The sequence below is a fragment of the Sulfurisoma sediminicola genome, from assembly GCF_003865015.1.
Classification (GTDB): domain Bacteria; phylum Pseudomonadota; class Gammaproteobacteria; order Burkholderiales; family Rhodocyclaceae; genus Sulfurisoma; species Sulfurisoma sediminicola.
Genome location: NZ_BHVV01000001.1, coordinates 94,616 through 118,968 on the forward strand (window position 1 = coordinate 94,616; position 24,353 = coordinate 118,968).

At 67.6% G+C, this 24,353-nt stretch carries 20 protein-coding genes; 15 read left to right on the plus strand and 5 right to left on the minus strand.

Annotated elements, in window-relative coordinates:
* The first annotated feature begins 16 nt into the window (after window positions 1–16).
* From EJE94_RS00525 to EJE94_RS00580, 12 genes are all read left to right on the plus strand, one after another.
* Window positions 17–508, plus strand: coding sequence for a MarR family winged helix-turn-helix transcriptional regulator (locus EJE94_RS00525; protein ID WP_121239549.1), 492 nt, complete (start codon window positions 17–19; stop codon window positions 506–508).
* Window positions 505–2,133: a benzoate-CoA ligase family protein gene (locus tag EJE94_RS00530; RefSeq protein WP_121239550.1), complete on the plus strand. Its 1,629-nt coding sequence runs from the start codon at window positions 505–507 to the stop codon at window positions 2,131–2,133. Before EJE94_RS00525 ends, EJE94_RS00530 begins: the two co-directional genes overlap by 4 nt.
* A 54-nt stretch (window positions 2,134–2,187) precedes the next feature.
* Window positions 2,188–4,041 (plus strand): sensor histidine kinase, encoded by a 1,854-nt coding sequence (locus tag EJE94_RS00535; protein ID WP_121239551.1) that lies wholly within the window; start codon window positions 2,188–2,190, stop codon window positions 4,039–4,041.
* Complete coding sequence (locus tag EJE94_RS00540) at window positions 4,038–5,366, plus strand: sigma-54-dependent transcriptional regulator (RefSeq protein WP_121239552.1); 1,329 nt, start codon at window positions 4,038–4,040, stop codon at window positions 5,364–5,366. The genes EJE94_RS00535 and EJE94_RS00540 overlap by 4 nt, the downstream gene beginning before the upstream one ends.
* A gap of 245 nt (window positions 5,367–5,611) precedes the next feature.
* Window positions 5,612–6,043: a hypothetical protein gene (locus EJE94_RS00545; protein WP_124962369.1), complete on the plus strand. Its 432-nt coding sequence runs from the start codon at window positions 5,612–5,614 to the stop codon at window positions 6,041–6,043.
* 103 nt (window positions 6,044–6,146) lie between these two features.
* Window positions 6,147–6,476 carry a hypothetical protein gene (locus tag EJE94_RS00550; protein WP_207855617.1) on the plus strand — a complete coding sequence of 110 codons (330 nt, stop codon included), beginning with the start codon at window positions 6,147–6,149 and terminating at the stop codon, window positions 6,474–6,476.
* Window positions 6,477–6,515: 39 nt separating this feature from the next.
* Window positions 6,516–7,364, plus strand: coding sequence for a cytochrome c3 family protein (locus EJE94_RS00555; RefSeq protein WP_121239554.1), 849 nt, complete (start codon window positions 6,516–6,518; stop codon window positions 7,362–7,364).
* Window positions 7,365–7,367: 3 nt separating this feature from the next.
* Window positions 7,368–9,941, plus strand: coding sequence for a molybdopterin-dependent oxidoreductase (locus EJE94_RS00560; protein ID WP_121239555.1), 2,574 nt, complete (start codon window positions 7,368–7,370; stop codon window positions 9,939–9,941).
* 355 nt (window positions 9,942–10,296) lie between these two features.
* Window positions 10,297–10,959, plus strand: a complete 663-nt coding sequence (locus tag EJE94_RS00565; protein WP_121239556.1) for a 4Fe-4S dicluster domain-containing protein — start codon at window positions 10,297–10,299, stop codon at window positions 10,957–10,959.
* A complete protein-coding gene (locus tag EJE94_RS00570; protein WP_121239557.1) occupies window positions 10,956–11,582 on the plus strand; it encodes a TorD/DmsD family molecular chaperone in 627 nt (208 codons plus the stop codon). Before EJE94_RS00565 ends, EJE94_RS00570 begins: the two co-directional genes overlap by 4 nt.
* Window positions 11,579–12,196, plus strand: coding sequence for an adenylate/guanylate cyclase domain-containing protein (locus tag EJE94_RS00575; protein WP_121239558.1), 618 nt, complete (start codon window positions 11,579–11,581; stop codon window positions 12,194–12,196). Before EJE94_RS00570 ends, EJE94_RS00575 begins: the two co-directional genes overlap by 4 nt.
* Window positions 12,193–12,753 carry a hypothetical protein gene (locus EJE94_RS00580; protein WP_121239559.1) on the plus strand — a complete coding sequence of 187 codons (561 nt, stop codon included), beginning with the start codon at window positions 12,193–12,195 and terminating at the stop codon, window positions 12,751–12,753. Before EJE94_RS00575 ends, EJE94_RS00580 begins: the two co-directional genes overlap by 4 nt.
* A gap of 81 nt (window positions 12,754–12,834) precedes the next feature.
* Here EJE94_RS00580 and EJE94_RS00585 read toward each other — a convergent pair whose 3' ends face one another.
* From EJE94_RS00585 to EJE94_RS00600, 4 genes are all read right to left on the minus strand, one after another.
* Entirely contained in the window at window positions 12,835–13,299 is a 465-nt protein-coding gene (locus EJE94_RS00585) for a hypothetical protein (RefSeq protein ID WP_121239560.1), read from the minus strand.
* 82 nt (window positions 13,300–13,381) lie between these two features.
* A complete protein-coding gene (locus tag EJE94_RS00590; RefSeq protein WP_121239561.1) occupies window positions 13,382–14,131 on the minus strand; it encodes an SAM hydrolase/SAM-dependent halogenase family protein in 750 nt (249 codons plus the stop codon).
* A 29-nt stretch (window positions 14,132–14,160) separates the two neighbouring features.
* Window positions 14,161–15,807: an adenine deaminase gene (gene ade / locus EJE94_RS00595; protein ID WP_207855620.1), complete on the minus strand. Its 1,647-nt coding sequence runs from the start codon at window positions 15,805–15,807 to the stop codon at window positions 14,161–14,163.
* 153 nt (window positions 15,808–15,960) lie between these two features.
* Window positions 15,961–20,571 (minus strand): beta strand repeat-containing protein, encoded by a 4,611-nt coding sequence (locus EJE94_RS00600; RefSeq protein WP_165904717.1) that lies wholly within the window; start codon window positions 20,569–20,571, stop codon window positions 15,961–15,963.
* On the opposite strand from EJE94_RS00600, the gene EJE94_RS00605 reads away from it, so the two are divergent.
* On the plus strand, window positions 20,561–20,761 hold the full coding sequence (locus tag EJE94_RS00605; protein ID WP_124962370.1) for a hypothetical protein: 201 nt from the start codon (window positions 20,561–20,563) through the stop codon (window positions 20,759–20,761). The two genes, EJE94_RS00600 and EJE94_RS00605, sit on opposite strands and share 11 nt — an antisense overlap.
* An 18-nt stretch (window positions 20,762–20,779) precedes the next feature.
* On the opposite strand, the gene EJE94_RS00610 is transcribed toward EJE94_RS00605, so the two are convergent.
* A complete protein-coding gene (locus EJE94_RS00610; RefSeq protein WP_165904718.1) occupies window positions 20,780–21,442 on the minus strand; it encodes a bacteriohemerythrin in 663 nt (220 codons plus the stop codon).
* A gap of 259 nt (window positions 21,443–21,701) precedes the next feature.
* On the opposite strand from EJE94_RS00610, the gene EJE94_RS00615 reads away from it, so the two are divergent.
* Both EJE94_RS00615 and EJE94_RS00620 read left to right on the plus strand, forming a co-directional pair.
* Window positions 21,702–23,165, plus strand: a complete 1,464-nt coding sequence (locus tag EJE94_RS00615) for a DEAD/DEAH box helicase (protein WP_121239564.1) — start codon at window positions 21,702–21,704, stop codon at window positions 23,163–23,165.
* Between the two features lie 18 nt (window positions 23,166–23,183).
* Complete coding sequence (locus EJE94_RS00620) at window positions 23,184–24,311, plus strand: MlaE family ABC transporter permease (RefSeq protein ID WP_121239565.1); 1,128 nt, start codon at window positions 23,184–23,186, stop codon at window positions 24,309–24,311.
* Window positions 24,312–24,353 lie beyond the last annotated feature (42 nt).

Consider the following 24,353-nt stretch of genomic DNA (forward strand, 5'->3'; position numbering starts at 1 on the left):
CCGCCCGGAGAATCACATGACCCGAACCCCCAACGCCAGCGCCAGCGACACCGAGACCCGCGCCAGCGCCAGCGACACCCTGGCGCTGCGCCTCTGGCTGCGCATGATGGCCTGCACCAATCTGGTCGAGGGCGAGGTGCGCTCGCGCCTGCGCCGGCAGTTCGACATCACCCTGCCGCGCTTCGATCTCATGGCCCAGCTCGAGCGCGTGCCGGACGGACTCAAGATGGGCGAGCTGTCCAAGCGCATGATGGTCACCGGCGGCAACGTCACCGGCATCACCGACCAGCTGGTGGCCGAGGGCCTGGTAATGCGCGAGGACAATCCGGCCGACCGCCGCGCCTACATCGTCAAGCTCACCCCCGACGGCCGCCGCGCCTTCAAGAAGATGGCCGACGCCCACCGGCAGTGGATCGCCGAGTTGTTCGGCGGCATCAGCGAGGAGCAGCGCGGCGAGCTCCACGAGCTGCTCGCCGCGCTCAAGCAGCAACTCACGCGCCAGCAGTGAGCGCATCGGCGCACGTCGACGGCTTCGCCCGCGATCGCGCGCCGCGACGCGAGGCATGGCCCGACTTCGTCTACGCGCTGCCGCAGCTGCGGTTTCCGGAGCGCCTGAACTGCGCCGTCGAGCTGCTCGACCGCGCCGTCGATGAGCGCGGCTGGGGCGAACGACCCGCGCTGTCGTCGCCGACGGCCAGCCTGAGCTACGTCGAGTTGCGCGAGCGGGTCGACCGCATCGCCCGCGTGCTCGTCGAGGACATGGGCGCCGTGCCCGGCAACCGCGTCCTGCTGCGCGGCTGCAACACGCCGACGCTGGCCGCGATCTGGCTCGCGGTGCAGAAGGCCGGCTGCATCGCCGTCACCAGCATGCCGCTGCTGCGCGCCAGGGAACTGGCCGAGATCATCGACAAGGCGCAGGTCAGCCACGCCTTCTGCGAGACGGCGCTGCTCGGCGAACTCGAGGCGGCGCGCGCGCGCTGCCCGTCGCTGCGCGCGCTGCTGACCTTCGCCGACGATGCCGGCGAAAACTCGGCGCTGGCGGCACGGTGCGCCGCGAAGCCCGCCGGCTTCGATGCCGTCGATACCGCTGCCGACGACATCGCCCTGATCGCCTTCACCTCGGGCACCACCGGCGTGCCCAAGGGCGCCATGCACAGCCACCGCGACGTGATGTCCGTTTGCGCCTGCTTCCCGCGCAGCATCCTCGAAGCCGGCTCCGATGACGTGTTCTGCGGCCCGGCGCCGCTGGCCTTCACCTTCGGCCTCGGCGCCCTGCTGCTCTTTCCCCTCGCGCTCGGCGCCAGCGCCCTGCTGCTGCCGCAGCCTTCCCCCGCATTGCTGCTCGAGGCCATCGCGCGCCATCGCACGACCACGCTGTTCGCCACCCCCACCTTCTACCGCCAGATGCTGCCGCTGCTCGCCGGCCGCGACGTCTCCAGCCTGCGCCGCTGCGTCGCGGCCGGCGAGCCGCTGCCGGCGGCGACCTGGCGGCAGTGGCAGGAGGCCACGGGCATCCGCCTGATCGACGGCATCGGCTCGACCGAACTGCTGCACATCTTCATCTCGGCGCGGGCCGGCGAGATGCGCCCCGGCGCCACCGGCAAACCCGTGCCCGGCTACGCGGCGGCCGTGCTCGATGCCGCCGGCCGGCCCGTGGCGCCCGGCGTCGTCGGGCGGCTCGCCGTCAAGGGGCCGACGGGCTGCCGCTATCTCGACGACCCGCGCCAGCAAGCCTACGTGCAGGGCGGCTGGAACATCACCGGCGACGCCTACTGGATCGACGCCGACGGCTACTTCCATTTCGCCGCCCGAACCGACGACCTCATCATCGCCGCCGGCTGCAACATCGGCGCCCCCGAGATCGAGGACGTCCTGCTCTCCCACCCGGCCGTCGCCGAATGCGCCGTGGTCGGCGTGCCCGACGCCGAACGCGGCCAGGCGCTCAAGGCCTGCATCGTGCTCCGCCCCGGCCTCGAAGCCGGCGACGCCCTCGCCGCGGAGCTGCAGGAGCACGTCAGGAAGCAGCTGGCGCCGTTCAAGGCGCCGCGCATCGTCGAGTTCCGCGACGCGCTGCCGCGCACCGAAACCGGCAAGCTGCAGCGCTTCCGCCTGCGCGAGGAAGCCGCCGGCTGAGTCACATCGCCCCGCGGGTGGCCGCGCCGCGTTGCTTTCGCCCATAATGGCAACATGGCCAATGGCGGTTCCCTCAAGCGAGACGTTCTGGTCCGGCTCGCCTTGGTCGCGGCCGGCGTATCGCTGCTGATGCTGGCGCTGTTCCTCGCCGCCTACCGCGGCCAGCTGGAGAAGGAGCGCAGTCACGCCTCGCTCGGCTTCAACCTGCTGCTGCAGGCCGCCCTCGAGAACGCGATGCTCAAGCGCGACGTGCCCGGCCTGGCCGACATCGTCAGCCGCCTTGGCGAACAGCCGGGCATACGCGGCGTCATGATCCTCAATCCGCAAGGCGAAGTCCGCTTCGCCTCGGCGCCTGGCGCCCTCAACAGCCGGCGTCCGGACCTGGTGCCGGCCGACCCGCGCGTCGGCCCCCAGGCGGCCTTCGATCGGGACGAGCACGGCGCGGAGGTGCTGCGCTCGGTCAACCCGGTGTCCAACAAGGCCCAGTGCACCGCCTGCCACGGTCCGGTCGCCGTCAATCCGGTCAACGGCATCCTCGTGGTCGACTACGACGCCGCGGAGATTCGCCGCCAGGCCTGGGTCGGCGCCCTCGCCTTCGCCGGGGCCGGCGTGGCCGTGATGCTGTTGCTGCTGGCCCTGCTCTGGCGCCTGCTCAGCCGCCGGGTCCTCGAGCCGGTGGCCCGCCTGGCCGAGGCCAGCGCCGCCATCGAAGGCGGCCAGCTCGACCGCCGCGTCGACATCGGCGGCGACGACGAGCTGGCGCGCCTCGGCGAGCGCTTCAACCGCATGGCCGAACGGCTGGCCGAACAGATGGCCCGCATCCGCGCGCACGAGACCTACCTGCAGGAAGTCCTCGACGGACTCCCCGACGGCGTCCGCGTCATCCGTGTCGCCGACAAGGCCATCGTGCTCGCCAACCGGGCCTACTGCGCGCAACTCGGCCGCGATCGCGCGGAGGTGATCGGCCGTGCCTGCCACGACAGCAGCCACGGCCGCGAGCAGCCCTGCGTCGCCACCCTGGTCAGCTGCCCGCTGCAGGAATGCCCTGCGCACGGCGATCGCCTCAAGGCCACCCATCGCCACCTGCGCGCCGACGGCAGCCTGTTCCCGGTCGAGATCCACGCCGCCCGCGTCGACATCGACGGCGCGGCCTACCTGGTCGAGTCGATCCGCGACCTCGCCGAAGCGGCCCGCGTCTCGCACGAGCAGCGCCTGTCCGAGCTCGGCCTGCTGGCGGCGGGCGTCGCCCACGAGATCCACAACCCGCTGGCCTCGATCCGGCTCGGCGTCCAGGGCTTGAGCCGCGAGATCCGCGAGGGGCGCCACGACCTCATGCGGGTGAGCGACTACCTCGGGCTGATCGACGACGAGATCGACAACTGCATCGCCGTGACGCGGCGCCTGCTGCTGCTGTCCCGTGCCCCGTCGTCCCGCCGCCAGCTGATCGACGTCGGCGCCGCCATGGACGACACCCTGCGCCTGCTCGATTTCGACGCCCGGACGCGCGGCATCGAACAGCAGCTGTTTCGTCCCGACACCCCGGTCCATGTGCTCGCCGACGACGGCGAGCTGCGCATGGTGCTGCTCAACCTGCTGCAGAACGCCCACCACGCGATGCCGCACGGCGGGCGGCTCACCGCGCGCGTCGGTGTCGAAGCGGGCGAGGCGGCTATCGAGATCGCCGACGACGGCATGGGCATCCCGCAGGAAATCCTGTCCCAGATCTTCGACCCCTTCTTCAGCCGCCGCGGCGACGGCGAGCCCGGCACTGGCCTCGGCCTGACCATCGTCAAGAACATCGTCGAGCGCTTCGGCGGCCGCGTCGCCGTCGACAGCCTGCCCGGGCAAGGCACGCGCTTCACCATCCACCTCGCGCTCGCCGGCACGCCCGGCAATTCCCCGCCATGAAAAAGACCCTGCTCGTCGTCGATGACGACGCCACCTTCAACAAACTGCTGCTGCGCCAGCTCGAGGGCATGGGCTTCACCGCCGTGGGCGCCGCCAGCTGGCGCGAGGGACAGGCGCGGCTGGCCGAGATGGAGCCGGATGCGATCATCCTCGACTTCAAGCTGCCGGACTCCGACGGCGACCGCATCATCGAGGAACTGCGCGGCCAGTACCCGGTGATCGTGCTCACCGGCTTCGGCTCCATCCGCAATGCCGTCAGCGCCATCCGTCAGGGCGCCACCGACTACCTGACCAAGCCCGTGGACCTCGACGAGCTCGAGCTGACCGTGCGTCGCGTGCTCGAGAACGCCGAGCTGAAGCGCTTCAACCAGTTCTACCGCAACCGCCTCGCCTCGCGTCGCCCCGCATCGCTGATCGGCGACAGTCGCGCCATGCGCGAGGTCCGTGCCATGATCGACGCCGTGGCACCGACCGATGCGACCGTGCTGATCCTCGGCGAATCCGGCAGTGGCAAGGAGATGGTGGCCCAGGCCATCCATCAGCACAGCGCGCGCGCCGGCCGCGAGATGGTGACGGTCGACAGCTGCGGCCTGCAGGAAAGCCTGTTCGAGTCGGAACTGTTCGGCCACGAGCGCGGCGCCTTCACCGGCGCCGACCGCCAGAAGAAGGGCCTGATCGAGGAAGCCGTCGACGGCACGCTGTTCCTCGACGAGATCGGCGACGTCGGCGCGGCGATCCAGGCCAAGCTGCTGCGCGTGATGGAGAGCGGCACCTTCCGCCGTCTGGGCGGCACCAAGACGCTGTCCACCGACGCGCGCTTCGTCGTCGCCACCAACCGCGACATCGCGCGGATGAGCGAGGAAGGCAGCTTCCGCAGCGACCTCTACTTCCGCCTGTCGCGCTTCGTCATCACCGTGCCGCCGCTGCGCGAGCGACGCGAGGACATCGAACCACTGGCGCGCCACTTCGCCGCCGAGTTCAGCCGCGTCGCGCCCCTGACGATCACCGCCGAGGCGATGTCGCTGCTGCGCGACCACGCGTGGCCCGGCAATGTCCGCGAACTGCGCAACGCGATCGAACGCGCCGTGATCGTCGCCCGCCCGGGCCTCGAGATCCGCGCCGAGCACCTCGGCTTCATCCCGCGCGGCAGTGGCAGCGACGTGACCTTGCGCTTCGCCGGCGAGCCCGACCTCGAGGAAATCGAGCGCACCTATTTGGCGCAGGTCCTGGCCAGGCATGGCGGCAATCGGCAGAAGGCCGCCGCCGTGCTGGGCATCAGCGAACGCAACATCTACCGCCTGATCGAAAAATACGGCGTGCGCTGAGCCCATCCGTCTGCCAATTTGGCAGATTTGGGCATGTCATTTCGTCAGGTAACCGTCCGAGGCGAGCCCCGGGCGGAATCGGTTTATTCCATTAGAACAGATGGTTAGGATAGCCCTGATGGGGTGGCACGGGACGTGCTGTTAAGTCCATGGGCAACGCGCAAGCCGACCGGCTTCGCCGTGCCCGGCAGCTCGGCGGAATCCGCAGCTGACGTGATCAATGTCAAAACCCAGGAGAAAACAGGATGGTCAAATCGCTACTCGTCGTTGCAATGTCCCTCGGCTTCGCCGTTTCCGCCAATGCCGCCGACCAGAAAGGCATGAGCGGGATGGAGGGCCAGAAAGGCATGTCCGGCATGGCTGGCATGGAAGGCCAGAAGGGCATGTCCGGGATGGAAGGCCAGAAGGGCATGAGCGGCATGTCGGGTCAGAAGGGCATGTCCGGGATGGAAGGCCAGAAGGGCATGGAAGGCATGTCCGGCATGGAAGGCAAGAAGAAGGCCAAGAAGAAGAGTCAGGAAGGCATGTCAGGAATGTCCGGCATGGAAGGCCAAAAGGGCATGTCCGGCATGGAGGGCCAGAAGGGCATGAGCGGCATGTCGGGTCAGAAGGGAATGTCCGGCATGTCCGGCATGGAAGGCCAGAAGGGCATGTCCGGCATGGAAGGCAAGAAGTAAGGCAGCAAGGCAGTTTGCAGTTTGCTCATGACTTGGCCGATGGGGTGGGCGCCCCGTCGGCCCCTTTTAGGCGTTCTTTCCTTGGCGAAAGAGTGGCAAGAGAATGAAACCCATCGTGCGCACATTCGGCAACATGCTGTTAGGACTATCCTGGCTTGCCGCATTGCCGGCGGCAGCGGCCAATGCCTCGCCCTACCCCGTCGCCGGTCTTGCGCCCTACCAGCGTCCGGCCGATGCCCCCACGATCAAGGAATTCGCGCGCAGCGATGCCTGGCGCGCGGCGGCATTGCGCGGCGTCACGGCACCCCCTCCCGAGAGCATCCTCAAGTTCCTCGACCACCAGGGCGCCTGGTACAACCCATTCACGCACCCCGGCATGCCCGCCCCCTACGACCTGCGTGGCCTGCATGCCCCACAGAAGGCCGCGCCCTGAGCGGGTCGCCATGAATTCAAGCTGCGAGAGAACGACATCATGTTGAGATGGATACTGGTAGCGGCAGTGATCGCCGCCTCCGTCTGGGCCGCGATGAGCGGCACGGGCGTGCAGACCCTGCCCCAGGCCAATGCCGGCGACCACGCCGGCCAGCACCTGCGCGCGATCTACAGCCCGCTGCACTTCAAGCCCGCGATCGCGAGCGCAACCGACGCGCAGTGCCTCGTCTGCCATAGGGAAGTGCTGGAGGACAAGGTGCGTGCCATCTCCCCCGCCGGCGTCAAGGCGGCCGAAAGCAAGGCCTGGTACCAGCAGATCTCCACCTACCAGGGCGAGCAGGACACCTTCCATCGCCGCCACCTCGTCACGCCGATGGCCAGGCAGCTGATGAACCTCAAGTGCAACACCTGCCACGAGGGCCACGACCCGCGCGACGAGGCGCAGGGCTCCTCGGCCACCTCGGCGCCGCAGAGCGACAACGGCTTCACGCTGAGGAAGCAGGTCAATCCCGAGACCAGCTGCCTCAAGTGCCACGGCCAGATGAACTGGCCGGTGATGATCGGCCTCACCGGCCCCTGGACGCAGGTCAGGGACACTTTCCAGAACAATTGCCTCTCCTGTCACTCGGCGATCCGCACCAACCGCCACCAGGTCGATTACCTCAACGCCGAGGCCATCGAGAAGGCCGCCGGCGTCGAGAAGACCGGCGGCGACGTCTGCTACGGCTGCCACGGCGGCCGCCCGTGGTACCGCATCAGCTACCCGTATGCGCGCAACCCCTGGCCCGGCATGCCCGAGGGCACGCCCGAATGGGCACGCCTGCGCCCGCGCCACTCCGAGATGCGCTTCCTGATCCAGTCCGCAACTTCCAAACCGGCAGAACACTGAACCATGAAACCGACCCCTGACTGGATCAAGAACATCCTGAATCCCGGCCGCCGCAGCTTCATGAAGACGGCCGCCGCCGGCGCGGCACTGTCCGCTGCCGGCGGCTTGGTCGAGCTGGCGACGCAGAAGAAGGAGGCCCAGGCCTTCGCCTACGCGCCGCACTACACCGACGACCAGCTCACCACCGTGGTCACCAGCTGCGACCACAACTGCGGCTCGCGCCACATGCTGGTCGCGCACAAGAAGGGCGACGTCATCGTGCGCCTGTCCACCGACGACGGCCGCTACCAGGAGAACGGATCCTTCGGCAAGGACACCGCCGAAGAACCGCAGCTGCGCGCCTGCCTGCGCGGCCGCTCCTATCGCGCGCGGCTCTACTCGCCGGAACGCCTCCTTTATCCGATGATGCGCGTCGGCAAGCGCGGCGAGGGCAAGTTCAAGCGCGTATCGTGGAACGAGGCCCTCGATTTCATCGCCAAGAAGATGATCGAGCTGAAGAAGAACTACGGCCCCACCGCGATGCTCGACCAGGCCTACGCGGGCACTTCCTACGGCGCGCTGCACAAGTCCGACCAGATCGAGGGCCTGCTGGCGCGTTTCCTCGGCATGTTCGGCTGCCGCACCAATTCGTGGTCGGTGCCGAGCTACCAGGGCACCACCTTCAGCAGCCGCATGACCTTCGGCACCATCGAGGACGGCAACGAAGACGATGCCTTCGCCCACAGCAAGCTCATCATCATGTGGGGCTGGAACCCGGCCTACACCTTCCACGGCGGCAATACCTTCTACTACATGCGCCTGGCCAAGCAGAACGGCTGCAAGTTCGTACTGATCGACCCGCAATACACCGACTCGGCCGCCACCTACGACGCCTGGTGGATCCCGATCAAGCCCAACACCGACGCCGCCATGCTCGCCGCGATGGCCCACGTCATCTTCAGCGAGAACCTGCACGACCAGAAGTTCATCGACAAGTTCTGCCAGGGCATGGATGCCGGCACCATGCCCGAATGGGCGAAAGGCCACGAGAACTTCAAGGACTACATCTTCGGCAAGTCCGACGACACGCCGAAGACGCCCGAGTGGGCCGAGCAGATCTGCGGCGTCAAGGCCGCCGACATCGTCAAGCTGGCGCGCATGTACGCCACCACCAAGCCCGCCGCGCTCAAGGCCTCGTGGGGTCCGGGTCGCAACGCCTACGGCGAGCAGTACAACCGCATGGCCGCGGCGGTGCAGGCGATGACCGGCAACATCGGCATCCTCGGCGGCTGCGCCGAGGGCGTCGGCAAGGGCTGGCACGCCGAGAGCGTGGCCTACCCCTACGACGAGAACGCCAACCTCTGGTGGGCCTCGATCAAGTCCGACCGCTGGGCGCACTGCGTGCTCAACTACCCCAACGTCAAGCGCGAGGAGATCGGCTGCTGGCCGCGCGACGACGAACTCGACGGCAAGATCCCCAACATCAAGGGCATCTGGTGGCATGGTTCCGACTGGTTCAACCAGCTCACCAACATCAACAAGGAAATCAAGGCGATCGAGAAGCTCGAGCTCGTCGTCTGCGCCGATTCGACCATCACCCCCTCCGGCCTCTGGGCCGACGTGCTGCTGCCGGTGGCGACCCACTTCGAACGCCACGACGTCGCCCTGCCCTGGTACAAGGGCCACTACTACATCCACCGGCCCAAGACCATCGCGCCGATGGGCGAATCGAAGACCGACTTCCAGATATTCACCGAGCTGGCCTATCGCCTCGAGGCCCTCGACCCCAGCCTCAAGGACTTCGGCAGGCGCTACAACCCGCGCGCCGACCGCAGCTATTTCGACAACGATGACGCCGTGGACGAGGCCTACCTCGTCGCATGGTGGAAGAAGGTACAGGACCACCAGGGCGTGACGATGTCGTGGGAGGAGTTCAAGCGCCGCGGCGTCTACAAGTTCAAGTTCGACAAGCCGCTGGTCGCCTTCCGCGAGCAGATCGAGGAGGGCGAGCCGTTCCCGACGCCCTCGGGCAAGATCGAGATATTTTCGACCACGCTGGCGCAGGTGAAGGACTGGACCAAGACGCAGTACGGCTACCCCATCCCGGCGATCCCGAAATGGATCGAACCCTTCGAGTCGCTCAACCATCCGAAGGTCAAGCAGTTCCCCTTCCACCTCATCACGCCGCACCCGCGCTGGCGCACCCACTCGATCTTCAACAACATCCCCTGGCTGCGCGAGACCTACCAGCAGGAGATCACGCTCGCCGCCTCCGATGCCGCCCGGCTCGGCATCGTCACCGGCGACATCGTCGAGGTCTGGAACGACCGCGGCCGATGCGTGGTGCCGGCCTACGTCACCGAGCGCTGCATGCCGGGCGTGGCGGTGCTGCACGAGGGCGTGTGGATGGACCTCGACAAGAACGGCGTCGACCGCGCCGGCAACCCCGACTTCCTCACACTCGACGAGCCGAGCCCGGCCGGCGCCTTCGCCTACAACACCATCCTCGTCAACGTGAAGAAGACGCAACTCGAGCATCGCCCCGGCTGGGATTCGCTGGTCACCGCGCGCTCCATCGTCTTCCGCAGGGATACCTAGATGACATTCATCCCGATATTTCGGCAGGTGCGCGATGGGGATGGTGGGGCATTCCGCTCCGCTCATGTCCCCCGGCGTCGGCCTGCGGCCGCCGCCTCCTCCTTTACTTCGCCGAGCAGAACACCCCACCATCCCCATCGGGGAAAACCGTGGGTGTTTTGCAGCAGCGAAGTTCCTTCGTATTCCGCCAAGGGTGGCGGGTGGCCGACGCAGCGAAGTAAAGGAGGAGGGACGGGCTGTGCCCGTGCCGGGGGACATGAGCAGCGTCGGCCACCCGCCACCCTTGGCGCGCGCGAAGCTCGAATAAACGCATTTCATGCGTTGCAGACAGCGCAAGATGCAGGCGAGAACTGAAATGGCCAAAAAACTCGACATGAAAGAGGTCAAGACCGCCCTGCAGCGCAAGGTGGCGCAGACCTACGAACCGGTGAAGCCCGCGGTGCAGCTCGGCTTCGTGCACAACAACGTCGACTGCATCGGCTGCCGCGCCTGCGAGATCGCCTGCAAGGACAAGAACGGCCTCGGCCCGGGGCCGCGCTTCCGCCGCGTCATGTACGTCGAGGGCGGCCATTACCCCGACGTGTTCGCCTACAAGGTGAACATGAGCTGCAACCACTGCGCCGAGCCGGCCTGCCTGCCGACCTGCCCCACCGGCGCGATCTGGAAGCGCGAGAGCGACGGCATCGTCGACATCGACAGCACGCTGTGCATCGGCTGCCGCAAGTGCGAAGCCGCCTGCCCCTACGGCGCCCCGCAGTGGGACCCGGCCGAGCAGATCGTCAAGAAGTGCAACATGTGCGTCGACGAAATCGAGGCCGGCCGCAAGCCCTACTGCGTGATGGCCTGCATGATGCGCGTGCTCGACATCGGCCCCATCGACAAGCTGTGGGACGGCACCCATGCCACCAAGGCCATCGGACCCAACGACAAGCCGGTGCGCCAGGTGAAGAACATGGCGAATCCCGAGCTGACCAAACCCTCGATCGCCTTCGTGCCTCACTCCAAGGGTAAGGTTTGAGCGCCGACATCTGGGCGGAGCTGGCGGGAGACGCGGAGACGCTCGCCCGCCTGCACGACCGCGAGCTCGACGCGGCAACGCTCGCCGCGCTGCGCGAGGTCGATTTCCCCGCCAACCTCGCGCTGCTGCCGCCGACGCCCGAGGACCAGCGCGCATGGCAATCGATGGCGGCCGCGCTCAACCATTACGTCCCGAACCCGCCCGCCGCAGCCGACATCGACGCGCTGGCCGTCGAATACGCCGCCGTCTACCTGACCGGCGCCTACAACGTCTCGCCCTGCGAGTCCTTCTGGCTCGACGAAGACCACCTGCACTGCCAGGAGCCGATGTTCGCCCTGCGCGAGGTCTATGCCGCCGCCGGCCTGGCCGCGCCCGACTGGCGCAAGCGCCCCGACGATCACCTCGTGCTGCAGCTGCAGTACATCGCCCACGCGCTGCGTCGTCCCAAGCCCGCCGCGGCCAACCTCGTCCGCATGATGGACGAACACCTGCTGCGCTGGCTGCCCGACTTCGCCGCGCGGCTGGGGCAGCGCGCCGAGCTGCCCTTCTACGCGGCACTGGCGCATCTGACGCTGGCGTGGTGCAATGCGCTGCATCGCCTGCTGAAGCAACAGCGACCATGACCTACGCCCGCAACGTCGGCCTCAGCGCCTCCGAAGACCGCCTCGAGAAGCTCATCGCCGAACGCCTGCGTCCCGGCGCCGACAAGGCCGAGATCGACGCGCGCATCTGGGACCTCTTTGGCGAGGAATGGGCGGTGATGTTCACCGACCTCGCCGGCTTTTCCAGCGGCGTCGCCTCCTTCGGCATCATCCATTTCCTCCAGGTCATCTACGAATCGCAGCGCCTGCTGATTCCCCGCATCGATGCCGACGACGGCATCCTGCTCAAGGTCGAGGGCGACAGCATGCTGGTGATCTTCCGCAACGTCACCAAGGCCATCGACTGCGCCCGCGCCATGCAGCAGGCCTGCCGCGACTACAGCACCACGCGCGACGCGGCCGAGCAGGTCCGCCTCTGCGTCGGCCTCGGCTTCGGCCGCGTGCTGCGCATCGGCGATCGCGACGTCTACGGCAACCAGGTCAATGCCGCGGCCAAGCTCGGCGAGGACATCGCCAGGGCCGGCGAGATCCTGGTCACCGGCGCCGTGCGCGAGGCCGCCGGCGAAGGCTACGCCTTCGAACCCATCGACAAGGTGCCGCCGGGGGCCGGGGCCGCCTTCCGCCTGCTCGGGTGAAACCTCGCCACGCGCTGCTCGCCGCGGCGCTCTGCGCCTGCGTCGGCGCGGCGATCGCGCAGGAGGGCTGCGAGCCCTACGTCGAGAATCACCGCGACCTCGAGACCGCCGCGCTGCGTCCGCACCGCGACGCCTTCCGCAGCTGCATCATCGACGAAGCGACCTACGCCGCACTTATCTCCGCCTGGCTCGCGAGCCGCGGCGACGCGGCGCCGCCACTGCGCGGCATGAGCCTCGGCCGCGCCGTGAACCTGCCGTGGATCTCGGAGTACATCGCCCGCACCGCGCTGCGGGATCCGCGCTGGGACGCCGCGCGCGGCCGCGATCGCAACGGCGACATCAACGGCTTCGTCACCGCCCTGCTCTCCCGGCCCGAATTCCTGCGCCGCCTCGATGCCCCCTTCGCCGCCACGCCCCGGGCCGTGCGCACCGTCTCGGTCGAGAAGGTGCTCGTGACCAAGGCCAGGGACATCCTTCCCGATGGCGGCAAGGGCAGGCTCCCCTACGACGCGCAGGTCTGGATCGTGCTCGAGCCGCGCCCGGCAGCGACGCCATGAACGGCGATCGCCTCGATCCCGATGTATACGCTACCTTCGCCGGCTTCAGGCTCGCCGACTGCCTGATCGTCGCCGCCGCTGCTACCTGCCCACGACAAACAGATATTGGGCAAACAGTCCGGCCAGACTGAGGATGCCGAACTGCAACGACCGCTGATGTATCAGGCGCTTGCTCTTGCCTGCAGAATCGGCGCGCGCATCGAGATGATCCAGCTCAGTTTCAATGCGCTTGGCATTTGTGAGCAGGAATGCCACGATCCCCGCATGCGTCACCCCACCAATCAGCCACAGGATCCCGGCACCCGCAATGGCCGCAGGAATCGCAGTCAGCGCCGTCACCGCGGCAAACGCCGTGAGTAGTCCGTTGGTGCGTCTGGCGATCGAGCGGTAGAGCGCCAGCAGACCGTCCGGGGTCAGCGACGTGCGCGGAGGGCATTCGGTGAGACTGATATATATCGCGGCTCCCGCAAACAGTCCACCCGAGAACATGGCGATGTTCTGGGCGGTGTATTGCAGCAGGAAGATCGCTTCTTGAAGATTTGTCATTTCCGTTTACTTCGTTCACAGACTCGAATAGTTGATGTTACTGCATGGCAGTTCAGCGCCGGCGAACGTGGAACAAGGCCGTCTAATGCAGCGCCCCGGCCGTTCCACCCGCGATCCTCACCGTGTCGCCTACGCCGACTTTCAACAGCTCTGCCGCACTCGTGCGGTTGGCGGCGATCTCCACCAATCCCACGCTGTTGACGTACCAGAAAGCCTCACCCTTCTCCGCTTCGCTGAAGACGCGGCGGTGGGGCAGGCGCCGGCCCTTAACGTCGAGCGTTTCCTCGCCTGACATGAGGCCGCCGCGCAGCCCCGTCCAGCAGTTGCCGTAGTGGTCGATGTAGATCACGCGCGGCAGGTCGGATGCGTCGAAGCTGCCTTCGAGCGCCGCGATGGGCCGCAGGCGCTCCGCTGGCGGGCGACCGGCGGCGATCCAGGCGGCGACGGGAGCGAAGAGATCGCGGCCGTGGAAGCTGGCGGACAGGCGCTCGGGTCGCCAGGCAATGCCGAAGCGGCGCACCTGTCGGGCCCTGGCGGCGACGACGGAGAGCAGGCCGTTGTCGGGGCCGACGAACCAGCGGCCGTCGGCCTCGATGGCGACGGCGCCGCGCGGGTCGCCGACGCCCGGATCGACGACGCAGACGAAGACGCTGCCGACCGGGAACTCGGGAACCAGCGCGACGAGCAGGTGGGCACCGGCGTGGGCGTTGAAATCCGGCGCGTCGTGCAGCAGGTCGATCACCGCCACGCCCGGCGCCTCGCGCGCGAGCACGGCCTTGAGCTGGCCGACGTAAGGGTCGCGCCAGCCGTAGTCGGTGAAGAGGACGATCATGGGGCTTCCTTCCGTGTGGCGGCCGGCGCTCAGGCCGCGACGGCGTTGGGGACGAAGCCGAAGCTGCGGCCGTCGAACAGGCCCCGGTCGCTGAGCTTGAGCTCGGGAATCACCAGCAGCGCCATGAACGAAAGCGTCATGAAGGGCGCGCGCAGCTTGCCGCCGAGGCCGCGCGCCAGCGCGTCGAGTTCGGCGTAGCGCGCGGCCACGGTGTCGCCGTCGGCGTCGCTCATCAGCCCGGCCACGGGCAGCGGCAGGCGCTCGACCCTGCCGCCGCCGGCGACCGCGATGCCGCCGCCGGCCGCGACCAGTGCATTGACCGCGAGCAGCAGGTCGTCGAGATCGGCGCCGACCGCGACCAGGTTGTGCGAGTCATGGGCGACGCTAGAGGCGAGCGCGCCACGCCCGAGGCCGAAGCCGCGGACGAAGGCCAGCGCCGGCGGCGCGGGGCGATAGCGGTTCATCACCAGCAACAGCAGCAGGTCCTGCGCCGGATCGGGCAGCCAGCGGCCGTCGCCACGGCGCGGGCTGGCGTGGATCTCCCGGGTGACCAGCTCGCCGTCGGTCGCCACGATGACGCGCAGGGCCGCGCCCTCGACCTCCACGCGCAGGTCGTCCGGAACGATGGGCCGCGCCTGCCAGCGGTTGGCCGCCACGACCGGCACCGGCGCGAGCAGGCAGCGCCCGTCCTGGGCTGCGAGGACGCCGCGCAGCCAGGTGGCACGGGGGCGGAAGTCGACGAGGTCGGCGACCAGCGCCGCATCGAAGGGATCGCCGAGGCGCAGGCGGCCGAGCGGCAGGCGGTAGTGCTCGATCGGATTGAGGCAGGCGATGCGCAGCACGTCGAACAGGTCGTGGCCCGCGGCGACGGCGCGCGCGACGAGGCGGTCGATGTGCCCGGCGGCGAGGTCGTCGGGATGCTTGTCGTCGCTGCAGAACATCAGCCGCCCGGCATGACGGTCGATCAGCGGGTGCAAGGCGTCGAAGTCGCGAGCGGCCGAGCCCTCGCGGATCAGGATCTTCATGCCGGCGGCGAGCTTGTCCTCGGCCTCTTCGATGCCGCGGCACTCGTGGTCGGTGAGGATGCCGGCGGCGGCATAGCGCCGCGCCTCCCCGCCGCGCAGGCCGGGCGCATGGCCGTCGACCGGCAGGCCGCGCGCCCGCGCGGCGGCGAGCTTGGCCTGCACCTCGGGGTCGCCGGCGAGCACGCCGGGGAAGTTCATCATCTCTGAGAGGTAGCCGATGCGCGGATCGTCGAGCAGGCGTGCCACGGCCGCGGCGTCGAGCGTCGCGCCGGCCGTTTCGAAGGGCGTGGCCGGCACGCAGGCGGGCGCACCGAAGAGGATGCGGAAAGGGGTGGATGCGGCGTTGTCGAGCATGAAGCGCACGCCCTCTTCGCCGAGGACATTGGCGATCTCGTGCGGGTCGCTGACCGCCGCCACCGTGCCGTGGCGTACCGCCAGGCGGGCGAACTCGCTCGGCACCAGCATGGAGCTTTCGATATGCACGTGGGCGTCGACGAAACCCGGCAGCAGGCAGGGCAGCGCGGGATCGGGCGAACCATGGCGCGCGATTTCGACGATGAGCCCGTCGCGCCAGGCCAGCGTGACATGGCTGACACAGCGCGTCTCGATATCGACGAGATTGGCCTCGATGCGTCCGTTGTTTGCTTCCACTATCTTCTCCGCTTCACTCGCGGGCCAACACAAGACTCAGCGCGCAAGGCGCTGAAAAAATGCGCCCCGCTCCATTGCGTGCGAGCGGGGCGGTTCCTCTCCTACACTATCCACGAAACGCCGAGGCATCTCGCGGACTCCGTGCCGTACGACCTAAGCAATCGCGAAATCGGTGTACGCCAAGGTCGGCGCACCAGTCAGCGTCGCGAACTGGACAGCCGTAAACGCGCCTCCGCTTCCGTCGGCATCGTAGTAGAGGTTGCCGGTGGTCGAATCGTAAATGAGGAAGTCGTTGCCATCGGCCGCCGTGGTAAAACCGCCGCCGATGCGCAAATTGCCTACGTCCACCGGAGCCCACGAGGTAAGCTGTAAGACGTCGGTGCCACTCACGAAGTCGTTGATGGTATCCGAGCCCGAGATGGTGGCTGGTGAATCGAAGACAAAGACGTCGGCGCCGCCGTTGCCCGTCAGCGTGTCGTTGCCCATGCCGCCGATGAGGATGTCGGCGCTACCGCCACCGGTCAGCGCATCGTCGCCGGCGCCGCCATCCAGTTTGCTGCTGCCGGTGAGACTATTAACGATGAGCAGCGTATCGTTTCCGCCCCCGCCTTGCATGAACACCGACGAACCGACGCTATTGTCGAAGCTGATCGTGTTGAGCAGTTCGTTGCCTTCGAACCAGTACTGCGCCCCTGCCACAGTGCTGACGACATCGAGAGTGTCAACACCCATGCCGTTGCTCGCCAGACTGAAGGCACGCAACGCCGTGGACTCCGTATCGTGGCTGGCACCCGAATTGCTGTAAATGTGAACAACGTCGGTACCGACGGTGCCCGTGTCGATGACCACGTCACCGGCATTGCCGACCCAATAGTTGTCACCGCCATTGCCACCGTACATCGTGTCGGCGCCGGTGCCGCCATAGATGATGTCGCCGCCGGAGGAACCGGTGATTGTGTCGTTGCCGGCCATGCCGTCGATCGTCTGCGCCGCAGTCGAACCACCGGAGGAGTCGATGATGTTGCCGAGAGCGTTGCCATTCACCGTCGTCACCGCGGTGTTCTGGACGGTGAGGTTCTCGACTTCGTTCTCGAGCGCGTAGCTGGCGTTGTTGCCCTTGAGGTAGACGATGTCGGTGCCGCCCGCTGCCACCTCGGTCACGGTGTCGAAGTTATAGACGTAGAAGGCGTCATCGCCGAGACCGCCCTTCAGCGTGTCGATGTTGTTGCCGTCCTCGCCCTGGGTGCCGTTGATGTTCGAGATGCTGCCGTAAAGGACATCATTGCCGGCACCGCCGTCGAGCGTATTGGCCAGCTGGTTGCCGTAGAGCACGTTGTCGAGCACGTTGCCTGTCAGCTCGGTGCCGGCGAAGGTACCGGTGCCGGAGACGTAATCCCACAGGTAGCCGTTCTCGACATTGGCCGCCAGGGTCATCTTGCCAGCCCCGGCGGGGTTGAAGACCATGATGTCGGTGCCCTCGTTGACGAGTTCGGTCACGATGTCGGTTGCCGTGTGGACGACATAGACGTCGTCGCCCTTGCCGCCGATCAGGGTGTCGGTGCCGGTGCTGCCGCTGCCGCCGTCGATGGTGTTGTTGCCGGCGTTGCCCTTGATGACGTTGGCCAGGCTGTTGCCGGTGCCGTTGGCGACGAAGGCGCCGTTGTCCAGGGTGCCGAGGTCGAGGTTTTCGACATTGGCCTGCAGCACGTAGTTGTTGACGTAGGAAATGACCTTGTCGGTGCCGGAAGCGGCGGCCTCGGTGATGTCCATCCGGTTCAGGTTGAAGGGCGTCGTGTTGGCCTGCGTCGCGTTGCCGATGACGTAGAGATCGTCGCCCTTGCCGCCGGCCAGCGTGACCACCGCGGCCACGCCACCGGCATGGGAACTGAGCTGCAATTCGTTGTTCAGGGTGTTGCCGGTGACGGTGAAGGCCGTCGCGGCGACGGTCGCGTCGACCACCACTTTCTCGATCACCCCGGTGCCCGCCACGGCAGGCGTGCCGCCGTAGGTCGCGCTAGTGAGGTCGATGGCCTGGTCGGTGGCGGTGATGGTGTCGATGCCGCCGGTCTCGCCGGCCGCGGAGATCGAGTTGTTGGTGTTGAGGCCAAAGACATACTTGTCGTCGCCGAGGCCGCCGGCCATGGTGTTGGTGGCCGTACCGAGCGTGGGCGTGAGGCTGTTTCCCAAGCCGATGCTGCCGTCGAGGATGTCGTTGCCGGCACCGCCCTTGAGGGTGTTCGTTCCTGCGGTGCCGTAGATGGTGTCGTTGCCGGCGCCGCCGTCGATGGTGTCGTCGAGATTCGAGTCGTAGATCACGTTGGCGACGGTCGAGCCCAGGATGTTGAATCCGGTGAAGCTCATGGTCGCCGAATGCATCTGGCCATAGCTGCTCAGGTCGAGGTTCTCGATGCCGGTCAGGTTGAGGCCGGGGACGGTGCCGGCATTCGCAACGCCCAGGGTCAGCGCGACCTGGTTGCTGACGAGCTTGAGGCCGGCATTGGCGGCGTTCGCCACCCAAAGCACGACCGTGTCATTGGTGCCGGTCGCGTCGGTGATGGTATCGACGCTGCCGGTGCCGATCGCAGTGAAGTAGGTGTCGTTGCCGGCACCGCCGACGAGGGTGTCCTTCTTGCCGTCGTCGCTCCAGGTGGAGGTGTTGAACCAATCGAAGGAGCCGTCGGACAGGACGTTGTCGAAGGTGTTGCCGGTGATGACGTTGGCCAGGTCGTTGCCCTGGCCGTCGGCCGTGCCCGCGAGCTGCTCGAGGGTCAGGTTCTCGACGAAGGAGCCGTTGGCCAGCGCGTAGGACGCTGTCGCGCGGACGAGGTCGCTGCCGCTGGTGCCGGTGGCGGTATCGTCGATGTCGCGCAGGGTATCGCCGGCCGCATCGACCCAGTAGGTGTCGTTGCCGTCGCCACCGTAGAGCCGGTCGTTGCCCGTGCCGCCATCCAGCGTGTCGTTGCCGGCGCCACCGTAGAGGATGTCGTTGCCGAGGCCGCCCTGGATGTTGTCGTCGCCCTTGCCGCCGTCTAGGGTGTTGGCGCCGTCGTTGCCGATGATGATGTTGTTGAGTTCGTTGCCACCGCCATTGATGGCGCTGCTGCCGAAGAAAGTCAGGTTTTCGACGCCGGCCTCGAGGCGGTAGTTGACCCAGGCCCAGACGGTGTCCACGCCGCCGGTGGCCGCGAGGTCCTCGAACACCGTGTCGTTGACGTTGTCGACGAGATAGCGGTCGTTGCCGACCCCGCCGAGCAGGTTGTCGGCGCCGGTGCCGCCGTCGAGGGTGTCGTTGCCCTTGCCGCCGAGCAGCACGTCGCCGGTGGCCGCATCGGTGCCGCGGATCACGTTGTCGAGGTCGTTGCCGACCAGGTACTTGGCCGTGGCCGCGAGATCGGCGAACAGGTTTTCGATACCCGTCGCGAGGGTGTAGTGGGTGAGTTCGGTCGCGCCGGGGCTGACCAGGCCGACGCTGGTGCCCTGCTGGTTGTCGGCGGGCGCGGCAAACCAGTCCGGCCCCATGACGATGCGGCCGCCGTTCGTGTTGCCCTGCAGCCGGATGGTGTCGTTGCCCCCCGCATCGAGCACCACCACATTGGTTGCCGAGGGGGCGGCTTGGAGGTAGAAGGTGTCGTTGCCCAGCCCGCCCTGCAGCACGTTGGACTTGGTGAAGCCGGCGTCGGAGCCGTTGGCGCCGAGCAGCACCAGGATGTCGTTGCCGGCGCCGCCGTCCATGGTCGTGCCCTTGGTGCCGTAGGCGACCAGCAGGTCGTTGCCGAGGCCGCCCTTGAGGATGCCGTTGCCGGTGCTGTTGGTGTCCTTGAGGTAGTCGTTGCCGTCGCCGCCGTCGAGGGTGTCGTTGCCGGCGCCGCCGGTCAGGGTGTCGTTGCCGGTGCCGCCGAGCAGGGTGTCGTTGCCGCTGCCGCCGGTCATGATGTCAACGTCGGCGCCGCCGTCGAGGAAATTGTTGCCGCTGCTCGCCGAGGCGTTCAGCGTGTCGTTGCCTGCGCCGCCGAGCAGGCGGTCGTCGCCGCTGCTCGCGGTCAGGGTGTCGGTGCCGTCGCCGCCGTCGAGGGTGTCGTTGCCGACACCGCCATTCAGGTTGTCGTTGCCGCCGCCGCCGATCAGGGTGTTGTTGAATTCGTTGCCGGTGATGGTGTTGTTCGAAGCGTTGCCGGTGCCCGAGATCGCCTGGCTGTAGCCGGCCTGCAGGGTGAGGTTCTCGAGTTCGGCCGAGAGCACGTAGGACATGGTGGCGTTGACCGTGTCCGTTCCGCCGGCGGCAAGTTCGACGATCTTGTCCGCGGCGTTGTCGACCCAGTAGGTGTCGTTACCGCCGCCGCCGGTCATGGTGTCGGCCCCGGTGCCGCCGTCGAGGGTATTGTTGCCGCTGCCGCCGATCAGGTTGTCGATGCCCGCGCCGCCGTTCAGGGTATTCGTCCCGGTATGCGCCGAGGCGTCGATGGTGTTGTCGCCGGTGTTGCCGTTATAGGTGCCGGCGGTGGCGCTGACGCCGACGATCAGGTTCTCGACGTTTTCGGCGAGCGTGTAGCCGGCCAATCCGGTCGTGTAGATCGCAACGGTGTCGACGCCCTCGACCTTGGCGTTGTATTCGAGGACGACGTCAGTACTGCTGTCGACGACGTAGAAGTCGTTGCCCATGCCGCCGACCATAGTTACTGCGCCGGTGCCATTGTCGGCGAAGTAGTCGTCGCTCGGCGTCCCGGTCAGCACGCCCGTAGTCAGATTGTTGTTGATGCTTGCCATGGTCATTGCTCCTCGCGGTGAACGATCGCAAGAGAATACACCAGCCGTGTTGCGGGTCGGCTATGGCAAATTTCACGGCGCCGGCCCGCTTTTTGCCAATATTGCGGCCGCCTCCCCGGTTGCCACCCGCCATGTCCGGATGGCGATGCTCGAAAAGCCGGCCGCCAGCGACGGTGTCAGCGCGGCATGAGGGTGCGCGAGCGCCGCGCTACGCGCACATGCCGCCCGGCAGGATGCTCGTCGCCTGCTGCGCTTCCAGTACCCTGACCCGGCCCCGCAGTTCGCCCAGTTGCGCTTCCAGCGCGCGGTTCTCCTGGGTAAGCGCACGGGTACGCTCTTCCACCAGGCGCTCGAGTTCGTCGTTGGCGCGACGCAGTTCCGTAAGCAGATGGCGCTCGGATTCGGTCAGGTCTTCGATGACCTCCTGCGTCAACGCGGCGGCCGCGACGCGGCCTGCCAGTTCCGGCTCGACGGCATTCAGCTGATTCACCATCGCCCGGTCGACCACGGCGATGTGATGCAGGAACCAATGCACGAGGTATTCGATCAGGGGGACGGTGATGCGGCCGCGGCCCTTCTCGAAGTCGGCCGTCAGGTCCCGCAGCACGCCGCGGAAATAGGCATGCTCGCCCAGATGGCGCTTGACGAATTCGGGCGCGCAGCCGCCGCCGGCCATGAGGCGTTCCTCCAGGCCGAAATGCTCGCGCACGTAGTCGTTCAGTTCGTCGAGCAAACGGCGCATGTTTTCCGGGCTGTACTCGGCGTGCGTGCTGGAATCCAGTGCATTGATCATGCCGACCAGGGCTTGGTGCTGCTTGTCGATATCGTCATTGCCGAGCGCGAAGTCACGGGTCCACTGGATGATATGCACTGCTTCCTTCTCCTCGCCATGCCGGGCCGGTGCGCCGCCGGATCGGCGCCGCGGCCGCAAGTATCCATGACGAGACAAGGGTCAGTCAATGTTGCACCGCCGCGAGGCGGGGAGGCGAACCAAATGGGTTAGAATGCCGCCCAGCGCCTCGCCGGTTGGCGCCATCCTTTCGACCGCCGCGTCCGCGGTGCTCACCCCCCAGAAATATCCGCCTGAACCGGTACCCCAGCGATGGGGCGGGCCGATTCAGGAGAGTCCATTGAAATTCGACGAACTCGGGCTCGCGCCCGAAATCCTCAGGGCCGTGCATGACGCCGGCTATACCGAGCCCACGCCGATCCAGCAGCAGGCGATTCCCGTCGTGCTGCAGGGCCTCGACCTCATGGGCGGCGCCCAGACGGGCACCGGCAAGACGGCGGGCTTCGTGCTGCCGATGCTGCAGCGCCTGCTGCGCCACGCCAACGCCTCATCCTCGCCGGCGCGCCACCCGGTGCGCGCGCTGATCCTGACGCCGACGCGCGAGCTGGCGATGCAGGTACACGAGTCGGTCAAGACCTACAGCAAGCATGTGCCGCTGCGCTCGGTCTGCGTCTTCGGCGGCGTGGACATCAAGCCGCAGACGGCCGAGCTCAAGGAAGGCCGCGAGATCGTGGTCGCCACGCCGGGCCGCCTGCTCGACCACGTGCAGCAGAAGAGCGTGCACTTCAGCCAGGTCGAGGTGGTGATCCTCGACGAGGCCGACCGCATGCTCGACATGGGCTTCATCCCCGACATCAAGCGCATCCTCGCCATGCTGCCTTCGGCACGCCAGAGCCTGCTGTTCTCGGCGACCTTCTCCGAGGAGATCAAGAAGCTGGCGGACGTGATGCTGAAGTCGCCGCAACTGATCGAGGTGGCGCGGCGCAACACCGTCTCCGAAACCATCACCCACCGCCTGCACATGGTGGCGTCCGACCACAAGCGCCACCTGCTGCTGCACCTGCTCAACCGCTCGCCGGACATGCAGGTGCTGGTCTTCGTCGGCACCAAGTTCGGCACCAGCCGGCTGGCGGCGTGGCTGTCGCGTCAGGGCGTCAATGCCGACGCCATCCACGGCGACAAGAGCCAGCAGCAGCGCACCGAGGCGCTCGAGGCCTTCAAGTCGGGCAAGGCGCGCGTGCTGGTGGCCACCGACGTTGCCGCGCGCGGCCTCGACATCGACGACCTGCCTCACGTCATCAACTACGAGCTGCCGCACGTCGCCGAGGACTACATCCACCGCATCGGCCGCACCGGCCGCGCCGGCAAGAAGGGCGACGCTACTTCGCTGGTGGCGCCCGAGGAGAAGTTCCGCCTGGCCGACATCGAGAAGCTGATCAAGTTCAAGATCGAGCAGGAGGAGGTGGCGGACTTCGATGTCCACGCCTTCCCGGCCGAGCGCGAAGAGCGCGGCGACCGCGGTGAAAGAGGCAGGGGCCACGGCCACTCGCACCGCGAGCGCGAACGCCACGGCCCCAAGGCGCCGGTGCGCCTGCCCGAGACCTCGGCCCACATTCCGAGCGTGCCACGGCCGCCCAAACCCGTGGCCAGCGGCGGTTTCGACGCCAGCCAGCCCTACGAGCCGGCCCCGCTGTCCGCCGAGGCCGCCGCCAAGGCGGCCCAATCCAACGACCGGGCGGAAGCGCCGCCGCGCAAGCCGCTGCGTCCCGTTGCCGCGCTGCTCGGCGGACTGGGCAAAAAATAGCGTCGGCTTGCCACGGCCATGGACCACGCATGGCAACTCGAGACGCAGCCGGCCGGCACCGGTGAACTGGCCATCGTTCTCGGCGGCCGCTGGTGCATCGAGGAAAACCTGCCCGCCCCCGAACTGCTCGTCGCGCGGCTCGACGCCGGCGTGCACCGCATCCGCTTCGACGCGACGCAACTCAAGGACTGGGACACCGGGCTGCTGAGCTTCCTCGGCAGCATCCTCAAGACCTGCGATGAGCGCGGCATCGCCGCCGACACCACCGGCCTGCCGCGGGGCGCGCAGCGCCTGCTGGCGATGGCGCTGGCCGTGCCGGAGCAGACCGTGCCCGGCCGCAACAACGGCCCGGTCGGCCTCTTCGCCCAGGTCGGCACGGCCACCCTCGAGTTCTTCCGCGGCATGCCGGCGATGCTCGCCTTCCTCGGCGAGATCACGCAGTCGCTGGGGCGGCTCGCCACCGGCCGCGCGCGCTTCAGGAGCCGCGATCTCTGGCTAGAGATCGAGGAGGTCGGCCCCCGCGCCCTGCCCATCGTCTCGGTGATCAGCTTCCTCGTCGGCCTCATCCTCGCCTACCTCGGCGCCGACCAGCTGAAGATGGTCGGGGCGCAGATCTTCATCGCCGACCTGGTGGCGATCGGCATGGTGCGCGAGGTCGGTGCCCTGATGACCGGCGTCATCATCGCCGGCCGTACCGGCGCGGCCTTCGCCGCCCAGCTCGGCACCATGCAGGTCAACGAGGAGATCGACGCCTTCAAGACGCTGGGCATCCATGCCGTCGACTTCCTCGTGCTGCCGCGCATCCTCGCGCTGATGCTGATGGTGCCGCTGCTGACGCTCTACTCCGGCTTCATCGGCATGCTCGCCGGCCTGCTGGTCGCGGTGACCATCTTCGACATCGGCGTCTTCGAGTACTACACCGAGACCTTGCGGGCGCTGACCATGACGCACATCCTCGTCGGCCTCTCCAAGGGCAGTGCCTACGGCGCGATGATCGCCTTCGCCGGCTGCCTGCGCGGCATGCAGTGCGGCCGCAGCGCCGAGGCCGTCGGCCATGCCGCGACCTCGGCGGTGGTGACGGCGATCCTGCTCATCACCATCGTCGCTTCGGTGATGACCATCATCTATTACCAGCTGGGCATCTGAAATGAAACACGACGTTGGGTGCGCGATCTGGCCGGCGCAGCG